We start from the raw sequence: 20,888 nt of genomic DNA, 5'->3' as shown, positions 1-20,888 counted from the left end.
TGGAACGCGCTATCCACTAGGCGAGAAACACTCCATCATGTAACCTGCACGAAATTTCGCGGAGGGCCAACGTCGTCCCTCGGCAGCAGCTCCCCCAGACGTGGTCTGGGAGAAGCCCCCAGCCACGACGACGACGGGAGAGCCGATGCGTTCCGACGCCTGGTCGCCCATGGATGGTCGCCCCGCCCCCCAGGGCATGTACGACCCCCGTAACGAGCACGACGCCTGCGGTGTCGGGTTCGTGGCCACCCTCACCGGTGTGGCCAGCCACGCGCTGGTCGAGCAGGCGCTGACCGTACTGCGCAACCTCGAGCACCGCGGCGCCACCGGCTCCGAGCCGGACTCCGGCGACGGCGCCGGCATCCTGCTCCAGGTCCCGGACGCCTTCTTCCGCGAGGTCACCGACTTCGAGCTGCCCGAGGCCGGCGCGTACGCGGTGGGCACCGCCTTCCTCCCCGTCGACTCCGCCGACGAGTCCGCCGCCGCGGTCGAGGCGATCGCCGCCGACGAGGGCCTCACCGTCCTCGGCTGGCGCGAGGTCCCCGTCGCCCCCGCCCTGCTCGGCGCCACCGCCCGCTCCACCATGCCGGCCTTCCGCCAGGTCTTCGTCACCGACGGCGAGAGCACCGGCATCGCGCTGGACCGCAAGGCGTTCGTCTTCCGCAAGCGCGCCGAGCGCGAGGCCGCGACGTACTTCCCGTCGCTCTCCGCCCGCACCCTCGTCTACAAGGGCATGCTCACCACCGGCCAGCTGGAGCCCTTCTTCCCGGACCTGTCGGACCGGCGCCTGGCCTCCGCCGTCGCCCTCGTCCACTCCCGGTTCTCCACCAACACCTTCCCGAGCTGGCCGCTCGCCCACCCGTACCGCTTCGTCGCCCACAACGGCGAGATCAACACGGTCAAGGGCAACCGCAACTGGATGACCGCCCGCGAGGCCCAGCTCGCCGGCGACGTCTTCGGCGAGAGCCGGGGCGGCAAGGGCCTGGAGCGGATCTTCCCGATCTGCACCCCCGACGCCTCCGACACCGCCTCCTTCGACGAGGTCCTGGAGCTGCTTCACCTCGGCGGCCGCTCGCTGCCGCACGCCGTCCTGATGATGGTCCCCGAGGCGTGGGAGAACCACGACTCCATGGACCCCGCGCGGCACGCCTTCTACCAGTACCACTCCACGATGATGGAGCCCTGGGACGGCCCCGCCTGCGTCACCTTCACCGACGGCGTCCAGGTCGGCGCGGTCCTCGACCGCAACGGCCTGCGTCCCGGCCGCTACTGGGTCACCGACGAGGGCCTCGTCGTCCTCTCCTCCGAGGTCGGCGTCCTCGACATCGACCCCGCCAGGGTCGTCCGCAAGGGCCGCCTCCAGCCCGGCAGGATGTTCCTCGTCGACACCGCCGAGCACCGCATCATCGAGGACGACGAGATCAAGGCCGGCCTCGCCGCCGAGCAGCCGTACGCGGAGTGGCTGGAGACCGGCGAGATCGAGCTCTCCGACCTCCCCGAGCGCGAGCACATCGTGCACACCCACGCCTCGGTCACCCGCCGCCAGCAGACCTTCGGCTACACCGAGGAAGAGCTCCGCGTCATCCTCGCGCCGATGGCCCGCACGGGCGGCGAGCCGCTCGGCTCCATGGGCACCGACTCGCCGATCGCGGCCCTCTCCGCACGCCCCCGGCTGCTCTTCGACTACTTCACGCAGCTGTTCGCGCAGGTCACCAACCCGCCGCTGGACGCCATCCGGGAAGAGCTCGTCACCTCGCTCCGCTCCTCCCTCGGGCCCCAGGGCAACCTGCTCGACCCGACCGCGGCCTCCTGTCGCTCGGTCACCCTGCCCTTCCCGGTGATCGACAACGACGAGCTCGCCAAGCTCATCCACATCAACCACGACGGCGACATGCCGGGCATGAAGGCCGCCACGCTCTCCGGCCTCTACCGCGTCTCCGGCGGCGGCGAGTCCCTCGCCGCCCGCATCGACGCCATCTGCGCCGAGGCCGACGCGGCCATCGAGGGCGGCGCCCGCCTGATCGTCCTCTCCGACCGGCACTCCGACGCCGAGCACGCGCCGATCCCGTCGCTGCTGCTCACCGCCGCCGTCCACCACCACCTCATCCGCACCAAGCAGCGCACCATGGTGGGCCTGCTGGTCGAGGCCGGCGACGTCCGCGAGGTCCACCACGTCGCCCTGCTCATCGGCTACGGCGCCGCGGCGGTCAACCCGTACCTCGCCATGGAGTCCGTCGAGGACCTGCTCCGCGCCGGCACCTTCCTCAGCGACATCGAGCCCGAGCAGGCCATCCGCAACCTGATCTACGCCCTCGGCAAGGGCGTCCTCAAGGTCATGTCGAAGATGGGCATCTCCACGGTCGCCTCCTACCGCGGCGCCCAGGTCTTCGAGGCCGTCGGCCTCGACACCGAGTTCGTCTCCCGGTACTTCAACGGCACCGCCACCAAGATCGGCGGCGCCGGCCTGGACGTCGTCGCCAAGGAGGTCGCCGCCCGCCACGCCAAGGCCTACCCGGCCACCGGCATCGCCTCCGCGCACCGCGCGCTGGAGATCGGCGGCGAGTACCAGTGGCGCCGCGAGGGCGAGCCGCACCTCTTCGACCCGGAGACCGTCTTCCGCCTCCAGCACGCCACGCGGAACAAGCGGTACGACATCTTCAAGCAGTACACGGACCGGGTGAACGAGCAGTCCGAGCGCCTGATGACGCTCCGCGGCCTGTTCGGCTTCGCGAGCGAGGGCCGCACCCCGATCTCCGTCGACGAGGTCGAGCCGGTCTCCGAGATCGTCAAGCGCTTCTCCACCGGCGCCATGTCGTACGGCTCCATCTCCCAGGAGGCGCACGAGACCCTCGCGATCGCCATGAACCAGCTCGGCGGCAAGTCGAACACCGGTGAGGGCGGCGAGGACCCGGAGCGCTTGTACGACCCGGCGCGCCGCTCCTCGATCAAGCAGGTCGCCTCCGGCCGCTTCGGCGTCACCTCCGAGTACCTGGTCAACGCCGACGACATCCAGATCAAGATGGCCCAGGGCGCCAAGCCCGGCGAGGGCGGCCAGCTGCCCGGCCACAAGGTCTACCCGTGGGTCGCCAAGACGCGTCACTCGACGCCCGGCGTCGGCCTCATCTCGCCGCCGCCGCACCACGACATCTACTCCATCGAGGATCTCGCCCAGCTGATCCACGACCTCAAGAACGCCAACCCGCAGGCCCGCATCCACGTGAAGCTGGTCTCCGAGGTCGGCGTCGGCACGGTCGCGGCCGGCGTGTCCAAGGCCCACGCGGACGTCGTCCTCATCTCCGGCCACGACGGCGGCACCGGCGCCTCCCCGCTCACCTCGCTGAAGCACGCGGGCGGCCCCTGGGAGCTCGGTCTCGCCGAGACCCAGCAGACGCTGCTGCTCAACGGCCTGCGCGACCGGATCGTCGTCCAGACCGACGGCCAGCTCAAGACCGGCCGCGACGTCGTCATCGCCGCGCTGCTCGGCGCCGAGGAGTTCGGTTTCGCGACCGCGCCGCTCGTCGTCTCCGGCTGCGTCATGATGCGCGTCTGCCACCTGGACACCTGCCCGGTCGGCATCGCCACCCAGAACCCGGTCCTGCGCGACCGCTTCTCCGGCAAGGCCGAGTACGTCGTCAACTTCTTCGAGTTCATCGGGCAGGAGGTCCGCGAGCTCCTCGCCGAGCTGGGCTTCCGCTCCATCGAGGAGGCCGTCGGCCACGCCGAGCTGCTCGACACCAGCCGCGCCGTCACCCACTGGAAGGCGCAGGGCCTCGACCTGGAGCCGCTCTTCTACGTGCCGGAGCTGCCCGAGGGCGCGGTCCGCCACGCCCTGATCGAGCAGGACCACGGTCTGGAGAAGGCGCTCGACAACCAGCTGATCCAGCTCGCCGCCGAGGCGCTGAACGCCCCCTCCGCCGAGCAGGCCCAGCCGGTCCGCGCCCAGGTCGCGATCCGCAACATCAACCGCACGGTCGGCACCATGCTCGGCCACGAGGTGACGAAGAAGTTCGGCGGCGCCGGCCTCCCGGCCGACACCATCGACCTCACCTTCACCGGCTCCGCCGGCCAGTCCTTCGGCGCCTTCCTGCCGTCCGGCGTGACCCTCCGCCTGGAGGGCGACGCCAACGACTTCGTCGGCAAGGGCCTCTCCGGCGGCCGTGTGATCGTCCGCCCGGACCGCGGCGCCGACCACCTGGCCGAGTACTCCACCATCGCGGGCAACACCATCGCGTACGGCGCCACCGGCGGCGAGCTCTTCCTGCGCGGCCGCACCGGCGAGCGCTTCTGCGTCCGCAACTCCGGCGCCCTGGTCGTCTCGGAGGGCGTGGGCGACCACGGCTGCGAGTACATGACCGGCGGCACGGCGGTCGTCCTCGGCGAGACCGGCCGCAACTTCGCGGCGGGCATGTCCGGCGGTGTCGCCTACGTCATCGACCTCGACATCGACCACGTCAACTCCGGCAACCTCGAAGCGGTCGAGGCGCCGTCGGACGACGACAAGGCGTGGCTGCACGATGTCGTGCGCCGCCACCAGGAGGAGACCGGCTCCACCGTGGCCGAGAAGCTCCTGGCCGACTGGGACGCGGCGGCGAGCCGCTTCAGCAAGATCATCCCGACCACGTACAAGGCAGTGCTCGCCGCCAAGGACGCCGCTGAGCTCGCCGGTCTCTCCGAGCAGGAGACCACCGAGAAGATGATGGAGGCGGCGACCCATGGCTGACCCGAAGGGCTTTCTCACCACCGGCCGCGAGGTCGCCCGGACCCGTCCCGTCGCGGAGCGCGTCCGCGACTGGAACGAGGTCTACGTCCCCGGCTCCCTGCTGCCGATCATCAGCAAGCAGGCCGGCCGCTGCATGGACTGCGGCATCCCGTTCTGCCACAACGGCTGCCCGCTCGGGAACCTGATCCCCGAGTGGAACGACTACGCCTACCGCGAGGACTGGTCGGCCGCGTCCGAGCGCCTCCACGCCACCAACAACTTCCCGGAGTTCACCGGCCGCCTGTGCCCGGCTCCGTGCGAGTCGGCGTGCGTGCTCGGCATCAACCAGCCGGCCGTCACCATCAAGAACGTCGAAGTCTCCATCATCGACAAGGCGTGGGACGCCAACGACGTGAAGCCGCAGGCGCCCGAGCGCCTCTCCGGCAAGACCGTCGCCGTCATCGGCTCCGGCCCGGCGGGTCTCGCCGCCGCCCAGCAGCTGACCCGGGCCGGCCACACCGTGGTCGTGTACGAGCGCGCCGACCGCATCGGCGGCCTGCTGCGCTACGGCATCCCCGAGTTCAAGATGGAGAAGCGGCACATCAACCGCCGCATCGAGCAGATGCGCGCGGAGGGCACCAAGTTCCGCACCGGCATCGAGGTCGGCCGCGACATCACCGCCACCGACCTGCGCAAGCGGTTCGACGCGGTCGTGGTCGCCGCCGGCGCCACCACCGCCCGCGACCTGCCCGTGCCGGGCCGCGAACTCCAGGGCATCCACCAGGCGATGGAGTACCTGCCGCTCGCCAACAAGGTGGTCGAGGGCGACTTCGTGGCCGCGCCGATCACCGCCGAGGGCAAGCACGTCGTCGTCATCGGCGGCGGCGACACCGGCGCCGACTGCGTCGGCACCGCCCACCGCCAGGGCGCGGCCTCCGTCACCCAGCTGGAGATCATGCCCAGGCCGGGCGAGGACCGGAACGCCAACCAGCCCTGGCCGACCTTCCCGATGCTGTACAAGGTCACCTCGGCGCACGAGGAGGGCGGCGAGCGGGTCTACTCCGTCTCCACCACCCACTTCGAGGGCGACGAGGACGGCAACGTCCAGTACCTCCACCTCATCGAGGTCGAGTTCGTCGACGGCAAGCTGACCCAGAAGCCGGGCACCGAGCGGAAGATCCCCGCCCAGCTGGTCACCCTCGCCATGGGCTTCACCGGCACGGACGTCGCCAACGGCCTGGTCTCCCAGTTCGGCGTCGACCTGGACGAGCGGGGCAACATCGCCCGCGACGCCGACTTCGCCACCAACGTCGACGGCGTGTACGTCGCCGGTGACGCCGGCCGCGGCCAGTCGCTGATCGTCTGGGCCATCGCCGAGGGCCGCTCCGCCGCCCGCGGGGTGGACCGCTTCCTGACCGGTGCCAGCTCCCTGCCGGCCCCGATCCGCCCGACGGACCGCTCGCTGCTGGTCTGACGCGTCCCCGGATGTCCCGTACGACGAGGTACGGAACCGTACGACGCCCGCCCCGCCCGTCCTCGCAGGAGGACACCGGGGGCGGGCGTCGCCGCGTGTTCAGTCGGTGCCGGTGCCGGTGCCGGTGAGGGCGGGGCGGAAGTGCGGGATGACCCGCTCGCCCCACTGGCGGATCGTCTCCAGGCAGACCTCCTGCGGGACCGTGCCCATCTGGATCAGGCACATCACCTCGTCGACCCCGATCCGGCGGAGCCGGTCCACGTGGGCGATCGCGGTGGCCGCGTCGCCGTAGGCGTGGTCGGTGTGGAAGGTGCCGGTGTCGACGGGGCGGGCCGGGACGTCCGCCGCGTGGAGCCGGGCCACCAGCTCGTCCCGCCGGCCGGCGAGCGCCGCGGTGTGGTCCTCGTCCTCCGCGTAGCCGGTGGGCGCGGGCCCGCCGCCGTACCAGTGCGCGATCGACTCGGCGAAGAAGCGCTGGCCGCGGGTGCCGAGCCGGAGCGCGCGGGCCGCGTCGTCGAGGACGACCGTCGGGCAGAGCGCCGAGAAGTGGTCGTTGGCCTCGGTGGAGACGAACCGCGAGCCGTCCCGGGCGGCCAGCGCCTCGTCGTACACCTTCCGCATCGCCCGCACGTCGTCGGCGCCGGCGAAGCCCAGCACCAGCGCCCCGACGCCGAGTTCGGCCGCCTGCCGCAGCGAGTCGTGCTGCGAGCAGGCCAGGAAGAGCGGCGGATGCGGCGTCTGGACCGGGCGGGGCAGCACCGCGCCGGGACCGATGTCGAGGGTGCCGTGCCACTCGAACTCCTCCTCCCGCCACGCCGCCGCGAGGATCCGCAGCGCCTCCTCGGTCTGCGGCCTGGTGTCCTCCGGACGCACCCCGAACATGCGCATCTCCTGGCGGGTCGCGCCCCGCCCGGCGCCGATGTCGACCCGCCCGCCGGAGAGCACGTCGAGCATCGCGGTCCGCTCGGCCGTCCGGACCGGGTGCTGGTAGCCGAAGGGCATGGTCACCACGCCGTGACCGACGCGGATCCGCTCGGTCCTGGCCGCCACCCAGGTCAGGAAGACCTCGGACGCGCTCATGTGCGCGTACCGGGTGAGCGAGTGGTGCTCCACCGCCCAGATCCGGTCGAAGCCCATCTCCTCGGCGAGGACGGCCTGTTCGACGCAGTCGCGGAGCACCTGGTGCTCACGGGCGGGGGTCGGGTCGACGAGCTGTGCTTCGAAGATCATGGAGAACTTCACGGGCGCTCCTCCCGCTCGATGGCACGTATGCCTAGTCGAAATACTTCTAGCAGGCATAGGGGGAAGGGGGAAGAGCCGTAGACTGCGGCCCGTGGCGGACGGGGTGGACGCAGTGGGCGACGGAGCGGTGCCGGGACTTCCCGCGACCGGCTGGGCCGTGCTCGGACTGCTCTCCTTCGGGCGGGAGCTGTCCGGCTACGACTGCAAGAAATGGGCGGACCGCTCGCTGGGACTCTTCTACTGGAGCCCCTCCTTCAGCCAGATCTACAGCGAGCTGCGCCGCCTGGAGGCGGCCGGATACGCCACCTCCCGTCTGGTCGCACCCGACTCCGGCAGCCGCGACAAGCGGGTCTACCGCATCACCGGCGAGGGTCTGGCCGCCGTCCGCGCCTGGGCGGGAACCGCCCCCGTCGATCCGCCCGTCCTCAAGCACGGGCCGCTGCTGCGGCTCTGGCTCGGCCACCTCCTCGAACCCGACCGGGTCCGGGAGATCCTGACCGGCCACCGCGACCACGCCGAGACCCTGCGCGGCCGCGCCGCCGCCGACGCGGCCGAGGCCGGGACGGAGGAGGCGTGGGCGTACCCGCTGCTCACCCTCACCTGGGCGGAGCGGTACTACGCCGCCGAACGCGACCTGGCCGACGCCATGCTCGCGGACATCGAGAGGGCCGAGCGGGCCGAAAGGGCCGAGCCGGCCGAAGGAGCCGGGCCGGCCGCAGGAGCCGGGTCGGCCGAGGAGCCCGGGAGAGCCGAGGGGGAGCGCTGACATGGCACTGAGCCTGCGCAAGGTGGAGGAGACCGCGCCCGCGCTGGTCAGCCTGTACAAGGCGGCGGGGGAGTCGCTGCGCCGGCACGGCGTCGACGGGCAGCGGGTCGCCGTCTATCTGGTGGTCGACCACTCCGGCTCCATGAAGCCGTACTACAGGGACGGCAGCGTCCAGGCCCTCGCCGACCGGGTCCTCGGGCTCTCCGCCCACCTCGACGACGACGGACGGGTGCCGGTCGTCTTCTTCTCCACCGACGTCGACGCCGAGACCGAGATCAGGCTCGACGACCACCGGGGCCGGGTGGAGCGGATCGTCGCCGGCCTCGGCCACATGGGCAAGACGAGTTACCACCTCGCCATGGACGCGGTCATCGACCACTACCTCGACAGCGGGGCCACCGCGCCCGCCCTCGTGGTCTTCCAGACCGACGGCGGCCCCATCAACCGCCTCGCCGCCGAGCGGTACGTCTGCAAGGCGGCCCGGCTGCCGATCTTCTGGCAGTTCGTCGGCTTCGGCGACCCCGGCAGCAAGCAGTTCGACTTCCTGCGCCGGCTCGACGAGCTCGCCGTCCCCGAGCGGCGGTGCGTCGACAACTCCGGCTTCTTCCACGCGGGGAGGGAGCCCGGCCGGGTCGCGGACGCCGAGCTGTACGACCGGCTGGTCGCCGAGTTCCCCCGCTGGCTCGCCGCCGCCCGCGCCCAGGGGATCGTCCGCGCCTAAACCGGATGACCGCGCCCGGCCCCGGGTGGATCATGGGCGGATGAGTTCTCTCGTACGCCACGTGACGATCGACTGCGCCGACGCCTACGCCCTCGCGGAGTTCTGGGCGCGTGTGCTCGACAGCGAGGTCTCCGGCGACGACGCGCCCGGCGACCCCGAGGCCCTCGTCGAGTCGGAGGGGGCCGGCCTCCTCTTCATCCAGGTCCCGGAGCCGAAGACGGTCAAGAACCGGGTCCACCTCGACATCCAGCCGCAGGACCGCACCCGCGACGAGGAGGTCGAGCGGCTGCTCGCGCTCGGCGCGACCCTCGTCGGCGACCACCGCAACCCGGACGGGACGGGCTGGGCCACCCTCGCCGACCCGGAGGGCAACGAGTTCTGCGTCGAGCGCGGCGGGGCGGAGCGCGCCGGCTCCTAGCCGTCACCGTCCGGGCGCCCCCACCACCGTCCGGACGCCACGTGTTCCGGGCGGAGCCCGCCGGGACCGTACGGACCCGGTTCGTCGACGTACGGGATCCGGGGCCGTACGGCGGCGGGCACCCCCGGACCGGCGGGGACCGACGACAATGGGCGGGTGTCTGCGACCAAGAAGAAGAACCCGGTGAACGCCGCCGCGCCCGAGCGGCGCCGCGAACTCCTCGACACCGCCGCCGAGGTGTTCGCCGCCCAGGGGTACAACGCCACCACCGTCCGCAAGATCGCGGACGCCGCCGGCATGCTCGCCGGCAGCCTCTACTACCACTTCGACTCCAAGGAGTCGATGCTGGACGAGATCCTCTCGACCTTCCTCACCGAGCTGTGGGAGGGGTACGACGCCGTCCTGGCCGCCGCGCTCGGCCCCCGGGAGACCATCGAGGCCCTCGTCACCGAGTCCTTCCGCGAGATCGACCGGCACCGCGCCGCCGTCGCCATCTACCAGAGGGAGTCCCGCCACCTCACCGACCTCCCCCGCTTCGGGTACCTCACGGACTCGCAGAACCGGTTCGAGAAGGCGTGGCTCGGCACCCTGGAGCGGGGGGTGGCGGACGGCGTGTTCCGCGCCGACCTCGACGTCCGGCTCACCTACCGCTTCGTCCGCGACACCGTCTGGGTCGCGGCCTCCTGGTACCGGCCCGGCGGACACCACAGCCCCGAGGAGATCGCCCGCCAGTACCTGTCGATGGTCCTGGACGGCATCGCCGTCCGCGCCTGAAGGGCGGGGTCCGGACGCGGGCGGCGAGGGCGCGGGCGCGGCGCGGCCCCCGCACGGGCCGCGCCGCCCCCGCGTCAGCCGACCAGCCGCTCCCGCAGACCCGCCAGGGTGCGCGGGTCCAGGCCCAGGCCGGCCGTCACATAGCGGTACAGGCCCCCGTAGCCGGAGCGCACCTCCGAGAGCGCCGCGTCCAGGTACTCCTGACGGACCTCCTGCAGGGGCACGATCAGTTCGGGGTTCACCATCATCCCGGCCTGCCGCAGGCCCTCGCGGACCCGGGCGTCGTGCGCGGCGCGGAGCGCGTTGGAGGCCAGGTAGTCCTCGGCGGCGAGGCGCTCCGGCACGCCGACGAGCCGCAGGAGCAGCCAGCTCGTCCAGCCCGTGCGGTCCTTGCCCGAGGTGCAGTGGTACAGCGCCGGGCCCGCGCCCCGCGCGGCGAGCTCGCGCAGGGTCCGCCCGAAGGCGTCCCGGTTCGCGGCGTCGGTGACGAAGGTGCGGTAGACGCCCGTCATGAAGGCCGCGCCCCGGCCGCCGCCCAGCGCCTCCTCCTGGCGGACCGGGTCGCGGGAGCCGATCACGGCGTGCAGCTGTGCGTAGAGGCCGTTGTCGGTGATCGGCCGGGAGACGGCGGTGACCCCGGCGGGCAGCCGGTCGGCCCCGTCGGAGGCGACCTCCAGCGGGATCCGGAAGTCGACCGCCCGGGTGAGCCGGAGCCCGGCGAGGGTGGTGAGGTCGGCGTCGGTCAGCTTGCCGAGGTGGTCGGCCCGGTGGACGAGGCCGTACCGGACCCGCTCGCCGTCGAGGGTGCGGTAGCCGCCCAGGTCGCGGACGTTCACGGCGCCCTGGAGCGGGATCTGCCGGAGCGTACGGGGGGTGCGGGGGCTCCGGGGGCGGGCCGCGGCGGCGGGCGGGGCGACCGTCGCCACGACGGCGGCGGCACCGGCGGTGCTCAGCAGTGCGCGTCTCGACAGAGACATGGCTGACTCCCTTACTGAGGGGGAAAGGGGTGCGGACGGAGGCGCACGGCAGCGCGTCGGCTACCTTCAACCAAACGCTTGTTAGGCGACCTCCCGGGGAGGAAGGTAGCAGCCGGGGGATCCCGGCGGGAGGGTTCGCGCCCGCCCCCGTGGGAACAGCCGTGGAGTCCGAACAGGCCGGAAGGGGAGTGGAGATGGGCATGGGTACGGGCACGGGCAAGGGCACGGGCAAGGTCAGGGGTACGGGGATCTGCGAGGGCCGCGTGGTGGTCGTCACCGGGGCGGGCCGCGGGCTCGGGCGGGCGCACGCGCTCGGCTTCGCCGCCGAGGGTGCCCGGGTCGTCGTCAACGACCTGGGCGTCGGCCTCGACGGCACGCCCGGGCCCGACAGCCCGGCCACCGCCGTCGTCGAGGAGATCAGGGCGGCCGGCGGCGAGGCCGTGGCGCACGGCGGTGACATCGCGTCCACCGAGGGCGCCTCCTCGCTCGTCGCCACCGCCCTCGACGCCTTCGGCCGGCTCGACACCCTGGTCTGCAACGCCGGATTCCTGCGCGACCGGATGCTGGTCAACCTCGAGGAGAAGGACTGGGACGCCGTGATGCGGGTCCACGCCAAGGGCCACTTCCTGCCGCTCCGGTACGCCGCCGCGCACTGGCGCGCCGAGACGAAGGCCGGGCGCACGCCCGACGCCCGGGTCGTGCAGACCACCTCCGGCGCGGGGCTCCTCGGCAGTGTCGGACAGGGCAACTACGCGGCGGCCAAGGCGGCCGTCGTCGGCCTCACGCTGGTGGCCGCGGCCGAACTCGCCCGGTACGGCGTCCAGGTCAACGCCATCGCCCCGGCCGCCCGCACCCGGATGACCGAGCAGGTGATCGACGGCCTCCAGGCCCTCCCCGAGGACGTCTCCCCCCTGGTCGTCTGGCTCGGCTCGGCGGGCTCGGCGGGCGTCACCGGCCGTGTCTTCGAGGCCGAGGGCGGCCGGCTGACCGTGATGGAGGGGTGGCGCCCGGGCCCGAGCGAGTCCAGCGGCGGCCGCAGGTCCCCTGCGGAGGCGGGCGAGACGGCCCGCAAACTCCTGGCCCTCGCGGAACCCCCGCACCCGGTGTACGGCACCTGAACCGGCCCTCGCGCGGTCCGGCCTCGGTGCGGTCCGGCCCTCGTGCGGTCCGTTCCCCACGCCGTCCGGCGGTCCGACCCTCGCCCCGTCCGGCCCCGTCGCCGTCCGGTCACCACTCCGTCCGGTCCTCGCCCCGTCCGGTCCCCACCCGGCGACGGGACGGGGGCCCTGTCTCCCGCCCCGCTCAGCGGCCGCGCGGGGGGATCCACTCCAGCCGGGTCCTGACCCGGGCGTCGCGCACGAACTCCAGGGCGGCCAGGGCGGTCTCGCGGGGCGCGCTGTCCGGGTCGCCGTCCGACAGGACCGCCGCCAGCGCGTCCACCGCCCGCGGGTCCTGGCGGATCGCGAGCCCGCGGGCCGCCTCGGCCACCGTCTCGGGGTCGGGGTCGGCGAGCCGCTCCGCCAGCGCCTCCCGCACGAGCGGGGTGTCGTCCGGCAGCTCGGCGAGGGCCAGCACCGCCCAGTCCCGCACCCGCGCGTCCCCGTCCCGGCTCAGTCCGAGCAGCACCCCCAGCGCTCCCATGTCCCCGGCCGGCACGAGCCCCGCCAGCGCGCCCGCCGCCGCCCGCCGCACCTCCGGGTCCGGATGGCCGGCGGCGGCCAGCAGCTCCGGCAGCGCCGCCGGGTCCGCGCACGCCCCGAGCGCCGTCACCACCGAGAGGACCGGTTCCCGCGCCGGGCCCGCCGCCTCCGCCGCGAGGCGCCGCAGCACCGGCACCGCGCTCGCCGCGAACCCGGGCAGCGCCCCGAGGACCCGCGCGCCGAACGCCCGCCGCAGCGGGTCGCGGTAGGCGCACCAGGCGGCCGCCGCCACGAAGGTCTCCTCGTCGGCCCGGCCGGCGAGTTCCGCCACCGCCGTCGTCCAGTCGTCCAGCTCCGGGTCCCCGCAGCGCAGCGCCCGCGCCGCCAGTTCCTCCTGCGGGGTGCGCCGCCCCAGGGCCGCCTCCAGGAGGGTCGCGACGGCCGCGTGCCCGGTCTGCCGCTCGTCGCCGCGCCCCGGCCGGCCGTCCTCCCGGAGCAGTTCGACGACCACGGTCACGCTGCCGTCCTCCCGGACCCGGCGGACCACCGCCTCGTACGTCTCCCCGCTGTCGTTCCCCGCGACCAGGCCGCGCCGCAGCTCGGCCGCCATGTCGACGCCGATCCACCGCCGCGCCTCCCGCAGTGCCGGGGCCGCGCCCCGCGCGCCGTGGTCGAGCAGCGCCCGTACGCACGCGGCGGAGCCGCGCCGGGCCGCGGCGGTCAGCGGGGCGAGGCCGTCGGGGCCGGGGCGGTCGGGGTCGGCGCCGTGGTCGAGCAGGGCCCGTACGGTCTCCGCGTGGCCGAGCCGGACCGCCCAGGCCAGCGCGGTGAAGCCGAACTCCTCCTCCTGGTCGGCCGCCGCGCCCGCCGCGAGCAGCGCCCGTACCGTCCCCGCGTGTCCGCCGCAGGCCGCCCCGCACAGCGGCAGGTCGCCGCCGTCCGGGCCGCTCGCCCGGGCGGGGTCGGCGCCGGCCGCGAGCAGCAGCCGCACGATCCCCGGTTCGTCGGCGACCGCCGCGCGGTAGAGGGCGGTCTCCTCGTCGTCGGTGGCCTCGGGGTCGGCCCCCGCGCGCAGGGCCCGGACGACCGCGTCCTCGTCCCCGCTCGTGATGGCGTCGAACAGCGTGCTCATGTCCCGACCCTGACCCGCCGTCGGTCCTCGGCGCAAATCCGTTCCGGCCGGCTCAGGGCTTGCGCGCCTCGATGAGGAACCGGCTCGTCGTGGCCGTGAACGGTCCTTCCCTGCCGATCCGTTCGTGCAGCTCCCGCAGCCGGTCCCGGTGGGCCTCCACCGTGAAGCCCGGCACCATCCAGATCACCTTCCGCAGGAACCAGACCACCGCGCCGACGTCCAGGAACTCGGTGCGCAGCGTCTCCGCCCGCAGGTCCACCACCTCCAGGCCGGCCGCCTCGGCGTCCCGCCGGGCGTCCTCGGGGTGCCGGGCGCGGCGGACCTCGGCCGGCTGCGGCCCGAGGAAGTACTCGACCAGTTCGAAGACGCTGGCCGGGCCGACCTGCTGGGAGAGGTACGTGCCGCCGGGGCGCAGCACCCGGGCGATCTCGGCCCACCACACCGTCACCGGATGGCGGCTGGAGACCAGGTCGAAGGCGGCGTCGCCGAAGGGCAGCGGCGGCTCGTCCTCGTCGTGGACGACGACCGCGCCGAGCGGGTGGAGCAGCCGGGTCGCCTTCGCCACGTTCGGCGGCCAGGACTCGGTGGCCGCCGTCAGCGGCGGCAGCTTCCCGGCCCCGGCCAGCACCTCCCCGCCCCCGGTCTGGATGTCGAGCGCGGCCTCGGCCGCGCCCAGACGCTCGCCCAGCAGCCGCTGGTAGCCCCAGCCGGGCCGTTCCTCGGTGGCCCGTCCGTCGAGCCAGGAGAAGTCCCAGCCCTCCATCGGCGCGGCCTCGGCCTCGGCCACCAGTTCCTCGAAACTCCGCTCCATGACCGTATTGTCCCGCCCCGGGGTGCGGGGGGCACGGCATTTTCATCCGGCGCAGTCGAGGACCGTCCCGCAGAGCCGGCAGCGGGCCCGCAGCGGGCGTCCGGCCGGGACGCGGAGCCGCTGACGGCAGACGGGGCAGGGGAAGGCGACGCCGGTCGCCGGGGCGCCGCCGTCGAAGGCGTACGGGGCGCCGGGGGCGGCCCGGCCGAGCCGCCGCTCGCGGGCGTAGCGGCGCCGGTCCGCCCACCCCGCCCCGGCCAGCGGGGGCAGCCGCCGTTCCCGGGCGGCCTCGGCCCGGCCGCGCCGCCACGCCTCGTAGGCGGCGGAGCTGGTGAACCAGGGCGAGGGGTCCTCGCCGAAGAGCTCGGCCCGCTGGGCGAGGACCCAGCCGAACTCCTCCGGTGTGAGGTAGCCGAGCTTCTGGCTCTCGGCGCCGTCCTGCCGGAAGGCGTCGAGAAGCAGCCATCCGGCGCCGAGGTAGGCGGTCGTCACGTCGGTGAGGATCTCGTTCCGCCCGGTGTCGGGGAAGCCCAGGCCGAGCCGGTGGAGCAGCACGTGGGTGAGCTCGTGGGCGAGGGCGGCGCCGATGTCCCGGGGGCGGCCCCGGAAGCGTTCGTTGAGCTCGACGGCGTACTCGGGCCCGGCGGCGGGTTCGACGGTGGCGGCGTGCTCCATCCGCCGGAACGACACGACGGCCGGCGCCTCGGGGAGGCGGAGGTGGCGCACCAGGACCCCGGCCACCCGGGTGGCGCCGAGGAGCGGGTCCTCGCCGGGGGAGAGGGCCACGTCGGCGGCGGTCACGCTGGTCGGGTACCGGTCGACGCCGGTGGGGCCGATCCGCCGGTAGAGGGCGGTGAGCGAGGCCCGTACGGCCTCCCGGTGGGGGAAGCCGCGCTCCACCCCATGGGTGTCCTCTCGGACCCGGTCGGCCCCGTGGCGGTCCGTCATACGCGCTCCACCCCCGCTCCCACTGTACGGTCCGAGTTCGGGTCTGGCCGAAAAGGCTTCCTTGTGGCGGCAGTTGAGGGCTGTCCATAATTTGGACATGCCTTGACGGGCTCATGTCATTGCGAACGGGTGCGCGCGACCCGCCGCGCGGCACGGGCGACCCGCCGTCAGGGCCGCACCCCCCATGCAGGAACCCCCCACGAGAGAAGGCAGACCGTGCAGAAGAACCGACTCGTCCGCACCCTGCAGAAACTCGCCGCCGCCGGCGCCGTCGCGCTCGCCGCGCTCAGCCTCCAGCCCGTCTCCAGCGCCACCGCGGCCCCCAACCCGGTCGTCGGCGGCACCCGCGCCGCCCAGGGCGAGTTCCCCTGGATGGTCCGGCTCTCCATGGGCTGCGGCGGCTCCCTGATCACCCCGCAGGTCGTCCTCACCGCCGCCCACTGCGTCGGCGCGACCGGCAACAACACCTCGATCACCGCCACCGCCGGCGTCGTGGACCTCCAGTCGAGCAGCGCCATCAAGGTCCGCTCCACCAAGATCTACCGAGCCCCCGGTTACAACGGCAAGGGCAAGGACTGGGCGCTCATCAAGCTCGCCAGCCCCATCACCTCGCTGCCCACCCTGAAGCTCGCCGAGACCACCGCGTACAACAGCGGCACCTTCACCGTGGCCGGCTGGGGCGCGGCCCGCGAGGGCGGCGGCCAGCAGCGCTACCTGCTCAAGGCGAACGTCCCCTTCGTCTCGGACGCCTCCTGCCAGGCCTCGTACGGCAGCGACCTCGTGCCGTCCGAGGAGATCTGCGCCGGCTACCCCCAGGGCGGCGTCGACACCTGTCAGGGCGACTCCGGCGGCCCGATGTTCCGCAAGGACAACGCCGGCGCCTGGGTCCAGGTCGGCATCGTGAGCTGGGGCCAGGGCTGCGCGCGGCCCGACTACCCCGGCGTCTACACGGAGGTCTCGACCTTCGCCGCCGCGATCAAGTCCGCCGCGGCCACGCTGTAACCCCCCACGGGACGGGGGCCCCGGGGCGGCACAGCGCCCCGGGGCCCCCGTCCGCCCACGCGGAGACAGCACTCCGGGTACCCGTCCACGCATGCGGACACGCCCTCCCGGACCCCCGTCCGCCCACACCACCCCGACCCCTGGGGGGGCTCCCGTCCGCCACGCCGGCGCGACACCCCCTAGCCCAGTTCCACCCGCTCCGGCCCGTCACCCTCCAACTCCAGCACCCACACCTCGTTCGCGCCCTCCCGCAGCACCGGACCCGGCACGAACAGCCCCTCCTGCGGGCCCGCCGCCGGCCAGTACCGGCCCAGACAGAAACCGTTCACCCAGACGAAGCCCCGGCCCGCGCCCGGCAGCCGCAGCTCCGCGTCCCCGGCGCCCGCGACCCGGACCGAGGCCCGGTACAGGCCCCGCCCGTCGGGCCGCCCGGCCGGCGCGCGGAACGGCACCCCGTCCACCGCCTCCGCGGTGAAGGCGTCGAGGCGCAGCCCCCGGGCCCGCACCCCGTGCACGTACTGGCGCTCGTGCAGCAGCCCGCCGGTGATCCCCTTCGGCTCGGCCAGCCGCGGCCCGTAGTTCACCCGGCCCAGCGACTCCACCCACAGCTCCACCACGGCCGGCCCCGCCACCGGCTCCGGCAGCACCGCGTCCTCCTCCGTGAGCACCCCGGCGAAGACGCCGTCCACCCAGACCTGCGACCGGTCCCGCAGCCCCGTCACCGCCAGCGGATACGGCTGCCGGGGCCCCGGCACGGAGAAGCGGTAGCGCACCACGCCCCGGTCCACCCCCAGCTCCTCGAAGGTCGGCGGCACCCCCGACTCCCGCTCCGCGCCGCCCAGCGCCTCGACGACGGCGCCGAGCGGCGCCCAGCCGGCCGCCTCCGCCCGCACCGGAGCCGCCAGCCGGGCCGGCGGCTCCGGCACCTCCGGCAGCGGCCCCGCCGCGTACTTCCCCAGCACCTCCCGGAAGCGGTGGAACTTCTCCGTCGGCCGCCCCCGCTCGTCCACCGGCGCGTCGTAGTCGTACGAGGTCACCGTCGGCAGCAACCGCCCGTCGTGCAGGTCGCCCGAGCGGTTCGCGCCCGCCCAGCCGCCGAAGTTCGAGCCCCCGTGCGCCATGTAGAGGTTCACCGAGGCCCCGCACTCCAGCACCTCCCGCAGCGCCTCCGCCGCGTCCGCCGCGTCCCGCGCCGTGTGCTCCGTGCCCCAGTGGTCGAACCAGCCGCACCAGAACTCCATGCACATCAGCGGCCCCGACGGGCGGTGCCGGCGCAGCACCGCGAAACCCTCCGCCGCCCCCGAGCCGAAGTTCGCCGTCGCCAGGAGCCCCGGCACCGAACCGCCCGTCAGCATGTGGTCCTCGGGCCCGTCCGAGGTGAAGAGCGGCACCGTCACCCCGCACTCCCGCAGCAGCCCCGCCAGCCACTCCAGATAGCGGGCGTCGCTCCCGTAGCTCCCGTACTCGTTCTCCACCTGGACCATCACCACCGGCCCGCCCCGGTGCGCCTGCCGCGCCACCACCTGCGGCAGCAGCCGCCGGAACCACGTCTCCACCGCCCGCAGGTACTCCGGGTCCCGGGTCCGCACCCGCCGCCCCAGCGGCCCCGTCAGCCAGTGCGGCAGCCCGCCGTTCTCCCACTCGGCGCAGATGTACGGCCCCGGGCGCACGATCGCCCGCATCCCGGCCGCCGCCACCGCGTCCAGGAACCGGCCCAGCGCCTCCGGGTCCGCGTACCGGCCCGGCTCCGGCTCGTGCAGGTTCCACGGCACGTACGTCTCGACGCAGTCCAGCCCCATCGCCCGCAGCATCCCGAGCCGGTGCCCCCAGTGCCCCTCGTGCACCCGGAAGTAGTGCAGCGCCCCCGACAGCAGCCGCACCGGCCGCCCGTCCAGCAGAAAGTCCTCGTCACCCACAGCGAACGTGCTCATGCCCCCACCCTCACCCCCTGGCGGCGGGCCGGTCCATGGACAAAGATCGTCGCAGGTTGGACGTTGCAGAGCGCGGGAGAGCGGGACGGCCGGATGTACCACACCTGGATGCGCTACTTCACCCCCGGACCGGTCCACCACCGCCTCGGCCTCGTCTGCCTCGGGGTCGGACTCCAGCACGGCCGGCTCCCCGTCGTCGGCCCCCGCACCCTCGACCACCACGTCGCCGTCGTCGTCTCCGCCGGCGGCGGCTGGTACCGCTCCGCCGACGGCCGCACCACCCCCGTCGCCGCCCCCGCCCTGCTCTGGCTCACCCCCGGAGTCCCCCACCACTACGGCGCCGACCCCGCCACCGGCTGGGACGAGTCCTTCGTCGACTTCACCGGACCCGCCGCCGCCACCTACACCGAGCTCGGCTACATCGAACCCGAGCGGCCCGTCGTCCCCCTCGCCGACGCCGGCCCCGCCCGCGCCGCCATCGGCCGCATCGCCCGCGCCGCCCGCCCCGGCAACCCGCTCCTGGAGGTCGAGACCGCCGCCGCCGTCCACGAACTCCTCGTCGCCCTGCGCCGCGGCCGCGCCGACACCGACGCCGACGGCGACCCCGTCCTCACCGGCCTCGCCCGCGACGCCTTCCAGCCCCTCTCCGTCGCCGAGCACGCCGCCCGGCACGGCATGACCGCCGCCGAGCTGCGCACCGCCGTCCGCCGCGCCGCCGGATGCAGCCCCAAGGACTACCTGCTCACCGTCCGGCTCGGCCGCGCCAAGGAACTCCTCGCGGCCACCGAGCTGCCGGTGGCCGCCGTCGCCCGCCGCGTCGGCTACGACGACCCGGCCTACTTCTCCCGGCTCTTCACCCGAAGGGTCGGACTCGCCCCCGTCCGCTTCCGCGCGCAGCAGGGCCGGGCCGTCCACGGCGGCTGGAGCGACCGTGTACCGGATCCCGAACACCCGCCGACCCTCACCGGAGACTCCGTCTAAGCTCGCTGACCATGAGCGACACCAGGAACGACGCCCACGACATCGACCCGTCCGTCCGCGCCGAGCTGACCCGGCTGCGCGAATCGATCGACAACATCGACGCCGCCGTCGTCCACATGCTCGCCGAACGCTTCAAGTGCACCCAGCAGGTCGGCGTCCTCAAGGCGGAGCACCAGCTGCCGCCCGCCGACGCGGCCCGCGAGGCCCGTCAGATCGCCCGGCTGCGCGAACTCGCCGAGAGCGCGAAACTGGACCCGGCCTTCGCGGAGAAACTGCTCAACTTCATCATCGCCGAGGTCATCCGCCACCACGAGACGATCGCGGACGGAGCACGCTGATGAGCCGGGTCACGGTCTTCACCCTCGGCGGGACCATCTCCGCGCGCGGCGGTGAGCTCGGCCGTATGACCGGACCCGAGGTGCTCGCCGCCCTCGGCGCCCCCGAGGACGTCGAAGTCCGCGACTTCCGCCGGCTCCCCTCCTCCTCCCTCACCCCCGAGGACCTCACCGCCCTCGCCGCGGAGGTGAACGACACCGTCGCCGCCGGCTCCGGCGTCGTCGTCGTCCAGGGAACCGACACCCTGGAGGAGACCGCCTTCCTCCTCGACCTGCTCTGCCCCACCGAGCGCGCCGCCATCGCCGTCACCGGCGCCATGCGCCGCCCCGACCTGCCCGGCGCCGACGGCCCCGCCAACCTCGCCGCGGCGCTCGCCGTCGCCGCCGACCCCGCCTGCCGGGGCCTCGGCGTCCTCGTCGTCCTCGCCGACGAGATCCACGCCGCCCGGCACGCCCGCAAGACCCACACCACCTCGATCGCCACCTTCGCCTCGCCCGGCGCCGGCCCCCTCGGCACCGTCGTCGAGGGCACCCCGCGGATCCTGCTCCGCCCCGCCGCGCCCACCACCCCCTGCCGGCTCTCCTACGACCCCACGGTCCGGATCGCCCTGCTCACCCTGAGCCTCGGCGACCGAGGCGAACTCCTCTCCGCCGTCGACGACCGCTTCCAGGGCCTCGTCGTCGCCGCCTTCGGCGCGGGCCACGCCCCCTCCTGGCTCGTCGAACCCCTCGCCGCGATCGCCCGCCGCATCCCCGTCGTCCTCGCCTCCCGCACGGGAGCCGGCACCGGCCTCAGCGACACCTACCGCGGCCCCGGCTCCGAGCACGACCTCCTCCACCACGGCCTCGTCCCGGCCGGCCCGCTCGACCCCGCCAAGGCCCGGCTTCTGCTCGCCGCCCTCGTCTCCAGCGGCGCCGCCGGCCCCACCGGCTACGACCGGCCCCGGATCACCGCCGCCTTCGCCCACCTCGACGGCAGCGGCCTCGCCTGACCCGCCGCCCCTCCCGGGAGCGGCCCCGCTGATCACCTCGGGCAC

Annotated in this window: 17 protein-coding genes; 11 read left to right on the top strand and 6 right to left on the bottom strand. The window is 74.2% G+C overall.

Features of this window, described 5'->3' with window-relative positions:
• Window positions 1-145 precede the first annotated feature (145 nt).
• Window positions 146-4,720 (top strand): glutamate synthase large subunit, encoded by a 4,575-nt coding sequence (gltB, locus tag ACF1BN_RS10575; RefSeq protein ID WP_392331208.1) that lies wholly within the window; start codon window positions 146-148, stop codon window positions 4,718-4,720.
• Complete coding sequence (locus ACF1BN_RS10570; RefSeq protein ID WP_392331207.1) at window positions 4,713-6,173, top strand: glutamate synthase subunit beta; 1,461 nt, start codon at window positions 4,713-4,715, stop codon at window positions 6,171-6,173. Before gltB ends, ACF1BN_RS10570 begins: the two co-directional genes overlap by 8 nt.
• Before the next feature lie 99 nt (window positions 6,174-6,272).
• On the opposite strand, the gene ACF1BN_RS10565 is transcribed toward ACF1BN_RS10570, so the two are convergent.
• Window positions 6,273-7,415 carry an LLM class flavin-dependent oxidoreductase gene (locus ACF1BN_RS10565; protein ID WP_392331206.1) on the bottom strand — a complete coding sequence of 381 codons (1,143 nt, stop codon included), beginning with the start codon at window positions 7,413-7,415 and terminating at the stop codon, window positions 6,273-6,275.
• An 82-nt stretch (window positions 7,416-7,497) separates the two neighbouring features.
• Between ACF1BN_RS10565 and ACF1BN_RS10560 the strand changes: the two genes are divergently transcribed.
• The 4 genes from ACF1BN_RS10560 to ACF1BN_RS10545 all read left to right on the top strand — a co-directional run bounded on the left by ACF1BN_RS10560 (window position 7,498) and on the right by ACF1BN_RS10545 (window position 10,094).
• Entirely contained in the window at window positions 7,498-8,181 is a 684-nt protein-coding gene (locus ACF1BN_RS10560; protein WP_392331456.1) for a PadR family transcriptional regulator, read from the top strand.
• 1 nt (window position 8,182) lies between these two features.
• The gene (locus tag ACF1BN_RS10555) at window positions 8,183-8,902 is read left to right on the top strand and encodes a VWA domain-containing protein (protein WP_392331205.1); all 720 of its coding nucleotides are present in this window, start codon (window positions 8,183-8,185) and stop codon (window positions 8,900-8,902) included.
• A gap of 40 nt (window positions 8,903-8,942) precedes the next feature.
• Window positions 8,943-9,320, top strand: a complete 378-nt coding sequence (locus ACF1BN_RS10550; RefSeq protein WP_392331204.1) for a VOC family protein — start codon at window positions 8,943-8,945, stop codon at window positions 9,318-9,320.
• 156 nt (window positions 9,321-9,476) lie between these two features.
• Complete coding sequence (locus ACF1BN_RS10545) at window positions 9,477-10,094, top strand: TetR/AcrR family transcriptional regulator (RefSeq protein ID WP_392331203.1); 618 nt, start codon at window positions 9,477-9,479, stop codon at window positions 10,092-10,094.
• A 74-nt stretch (window positions 10,095-10,168) separates the two neighbouring features.
• Here the strand turns inward: ACF1BN_RS10545 and ACF1BN_RS10540 are convergent, their stop codons facing one another.
• Complete coding sequence (locus tag ACF1BN_RS10540; RefSeq protein ID WP_392331202.1) at window positions 10,169-11,071, bottom strand: tyrosine-protein phosphatase; 903 nt, start codon at window positions 11,069-11,071, stop codon at window positions 10,169-10,171.
• A gap of 200 nt (window positions 11,072-11,271) precedes the next feature.
• Between ACF1BN_RS10540 and ACF1BN_RS10535 the strand changes: the two genes are divergently transcribed.
• Window positions 11,272-12,189: an SDR family oxidoreductase gene (locus ACF1BN_RS10535; RefSeq protein WP_392331201.1), complete on the top strand. Its 918-nt coding sequence runs from the start codon at window positions 11,272-11,274 to the stop codon at window positions 12,187-12,189.
• 184 nt (window positions 12,190-12,373) lie between these two features.
• Here the strand turns inward: ACF1BN_RS10535 and ACF1BN_RS10530 are convergent, their stop codons facing one another.
• Genes ACF1BN_RS10530 through ACF1BN_RS10520 form a run of 3 tightly spaced genes read right to left on the bottom strand, consistent with a single transcriptional unit; the run spans window position 12,374 to window position 15,602 of the window.
• Window positions 12,374-13,843, bottom strand: coding sequence for an ankyrin repeat domain-containing protein (locus ACF1BN_RS10530; RefSeq protein WP_392331200.1), 1,470 nt, complete (start codon window positions 13,841-13,843; stop codon window positions 12,374-12,376).
• Between the two features lie 52 nt (window positions 13,844-13,895).
• Window positions 13,896-14,654 (bottom strand): methyltransferase domain-containing protein, encoded by a 759-nt coding sequence (locus tag ACF1BN_RS10525; RefSeq protein ID WP_392331199.1) that lies wholly within the window; start codon window positions 14,652-14,654, stop codon window positions 13,896-13,898.
• Window positions 14,655-14,696: 42 nt separating this feature from the next.
• Complete coding sequence (locus tag ACF1BN_RS10520; RefSeq protein ID WP_392331198.1) at window positions 14,697-15,602, bottom strand: hypothetical protein; 906 nt, start codon at window positions 15,600-15,602, stop codon at window positions 14,697-14,699.
• A 216-nt stretch (window positions 15,603-15,818) separates the two neighbouring features.
• Between ACF1BN_RS10520 and ACF1BN_RS10515 the strand changes: the two genes are divergently transcribed.
• Window positions 15,819-16,604 carry a S1 family peptidase gene (locus ACF1BN_RS10515; RefSeq protein WP_392331197.1) on the top strand — a complete coding sequence of 262 codons (786 nt, stop codon included), beginning with the start codon at window positions 15,819-15,821 and terminating at the stop codon, window positions 16,602-16,604.
• Between the two features lie 179 nt (window positions 16,605-16,783).
• Here the strand turns inward: ACF1BN_RS10515 and ACF1BN_RS10510 are convergent, their stop codons facing one another.
• Entirely contained in the window at window positions 16,784-18,535 is a 1,752-nt protein-coding gene (locus ACF1BN_RS10510) for a beta-galactosidase family protein (RefSeq protein ID WP_392331196.1), read from the bottom strand.
• Window positions 18,536-18,628: 93 nt separating this feature from the next.
• On the opposite strand from ACF1BN_RS10510, the gene ACF1BN_RS10505 reads away from it, so the two are divergent.
• Genes ACF1BN_RS10505 through ACF1BN_RS10495 form a run of 3 tightly spaced genes read left to right on the top strand, consistent with a single transcriptional unit; the run spans window position 18,629 to window position 20,843 of the window.
• Window positions 18,629-19,516 carry an AraC family transcriptional regulator gene (locus ACF1BN_RS10505; RefSeq protein ID WP_392331455.1) on the top strand — a complete coding sequence of 296 codons (888 nt, stop codon included), beginning with the start codon at window positions 18,629-18,631 and terminating at the stop codon, window positions 19,514-19,516.
• Between the two features lie 11 nt (window positions 19,517-19,527).
• On the top strand, window positions 19,528-19,854 hold the full coding sequence (locus ACF1BN_RS10500; RefSeq protein ID WP_392331195.1) for a chorismate mutase: 327 nt from the start codon (window positions 19,528-19,530) through the stop codon (window positions 19,852-19,854).
• The gene (locus tag ACF1BN_RS10495) at window positions 19,854-20,843 is read left to right on the top strand and encodes an asparaginase domain-containing protein (RefSeq protein ID WP_392331194.1); all 990 of its coding nucleotides are present in this window, start codon (window positions 19,854-19,856) and stop codon (window positions 20,841-20,843) included. The genes ACF1BN_RS10500 and ACF1BN_RS10495 overlap by 1 nt, the downstream gene beginning before the upstream one ends.
• Window positions 20,844-20,888 lie beyond the last annotated feature (45 nt).

This window comes from Streptomyces sp. NPDC014861, from assembly GCF_043081625.1.
GTDB lineage: Bacteria > Actinomycetota > Actinomycetes > Streptomycetales > Streptomycetaceae > Streptomyces.
This window is presented reverse-complemented; position numbering and strand designations above follow the sequence as displayed.

Excerpts from the sequence above, each read along its gene's own strand:
- gltB (WP_392331208.1), top strand. The coding sequence starts at position 146 with ATGCGTTCCGACGCCTGGTCGCCCATGGATGGTCGCCCCGCCCCCCAG.
- ACF1BN_RS10570 (WP_392331207.1), top strand. The coding sequence starts at position 4,713 with ATGGCTGACCCGAAGGGCTTTCTCACCACCGGCCGCGAGGTCGCCCGG.
- ACF1BN_RS10555 (WP_392331205.1), top strand. The coding sequence starts at position 8,183 with ATGGCACTGAGCCTGCGCAAGGTGGAGGAGACCGCGCCCGCGCTGGTC.
- ACF1BN_RS10550 (WP_392331204.1), top strand. The coding sequence starts at position 8,943 with ATGAGTTCTCTCGTACGCCACGTGACGATCGACTGCGCCGACGCCTAC.
- ACF1BN_RS10540 (WP_392331202.1), bottom strand. The coding sequence starts at position 11,071 with ATGTCTCTGTCGAGACGCGCACTGCTGAGCACCGCCGGTGCCGCCGCC.
- ACF1BN_RS10535 (WP_392331201.1), top strand. The coding sequence starts at position 11,272 with ATGGGTACGGGCACGGGCAAGGGCACGGGCAAGGTCAGGGGTACGGGG.
- ACF1BN_RS10530 (WP_392331200.1), bottom strand. The coding sequence starts at position 13,843 with ATGAGCACGCTGTTCGACGCCATCACGAGCGGGGACGAGGACGCGGTC.
- ACF1BN_RS10525 (WP_392331199.1), bottom strand. The coding sequence starts at position 14,654 with ATGGAGCGGAGTTTCGAGGAACTGGTGGCCGAGGCCGAGGCCGCGCCG.
- ACF1BN_RS10520 (WP_392331198.1), bottom strand. The coding sequence starts at position 15,602 with ATGACGGACCGCCACGGGGCCGACCGGGTCCGAGAGGACACCCATGGG.
- ACF1BN_RS10510 (WP_392331196.1), bottom strand. The coding sequence starts at position 18,535 with ATGAGCACGTTCGCTGTGGGTGACGAGGACTTTCTGCTGGACGGGCGG.
- ACF1BN_RS10505 (WP_392331455.1), top strand. The coding sequence starts at position 18,629 with ATGTACCACACCTGGATGCGCTACTTCACCCCCGGACCGGTCCACCAC.
- ACF1BN_RS10500 (WP_392331195.1), top strand. The coding sequence starts at position 19,528 with ATGAGCGACACCAGGAACGACGCCCACGACATCGACCCGTCCGTCCGC.
- ACF1BN_RS10495 (WP_392331194.1), top strand. The coding sequence starts at position 19,854 with ATGAGCCGGGTCACGGTCTTCACCCTCGGCGGGACCATCTCCGCGCGC.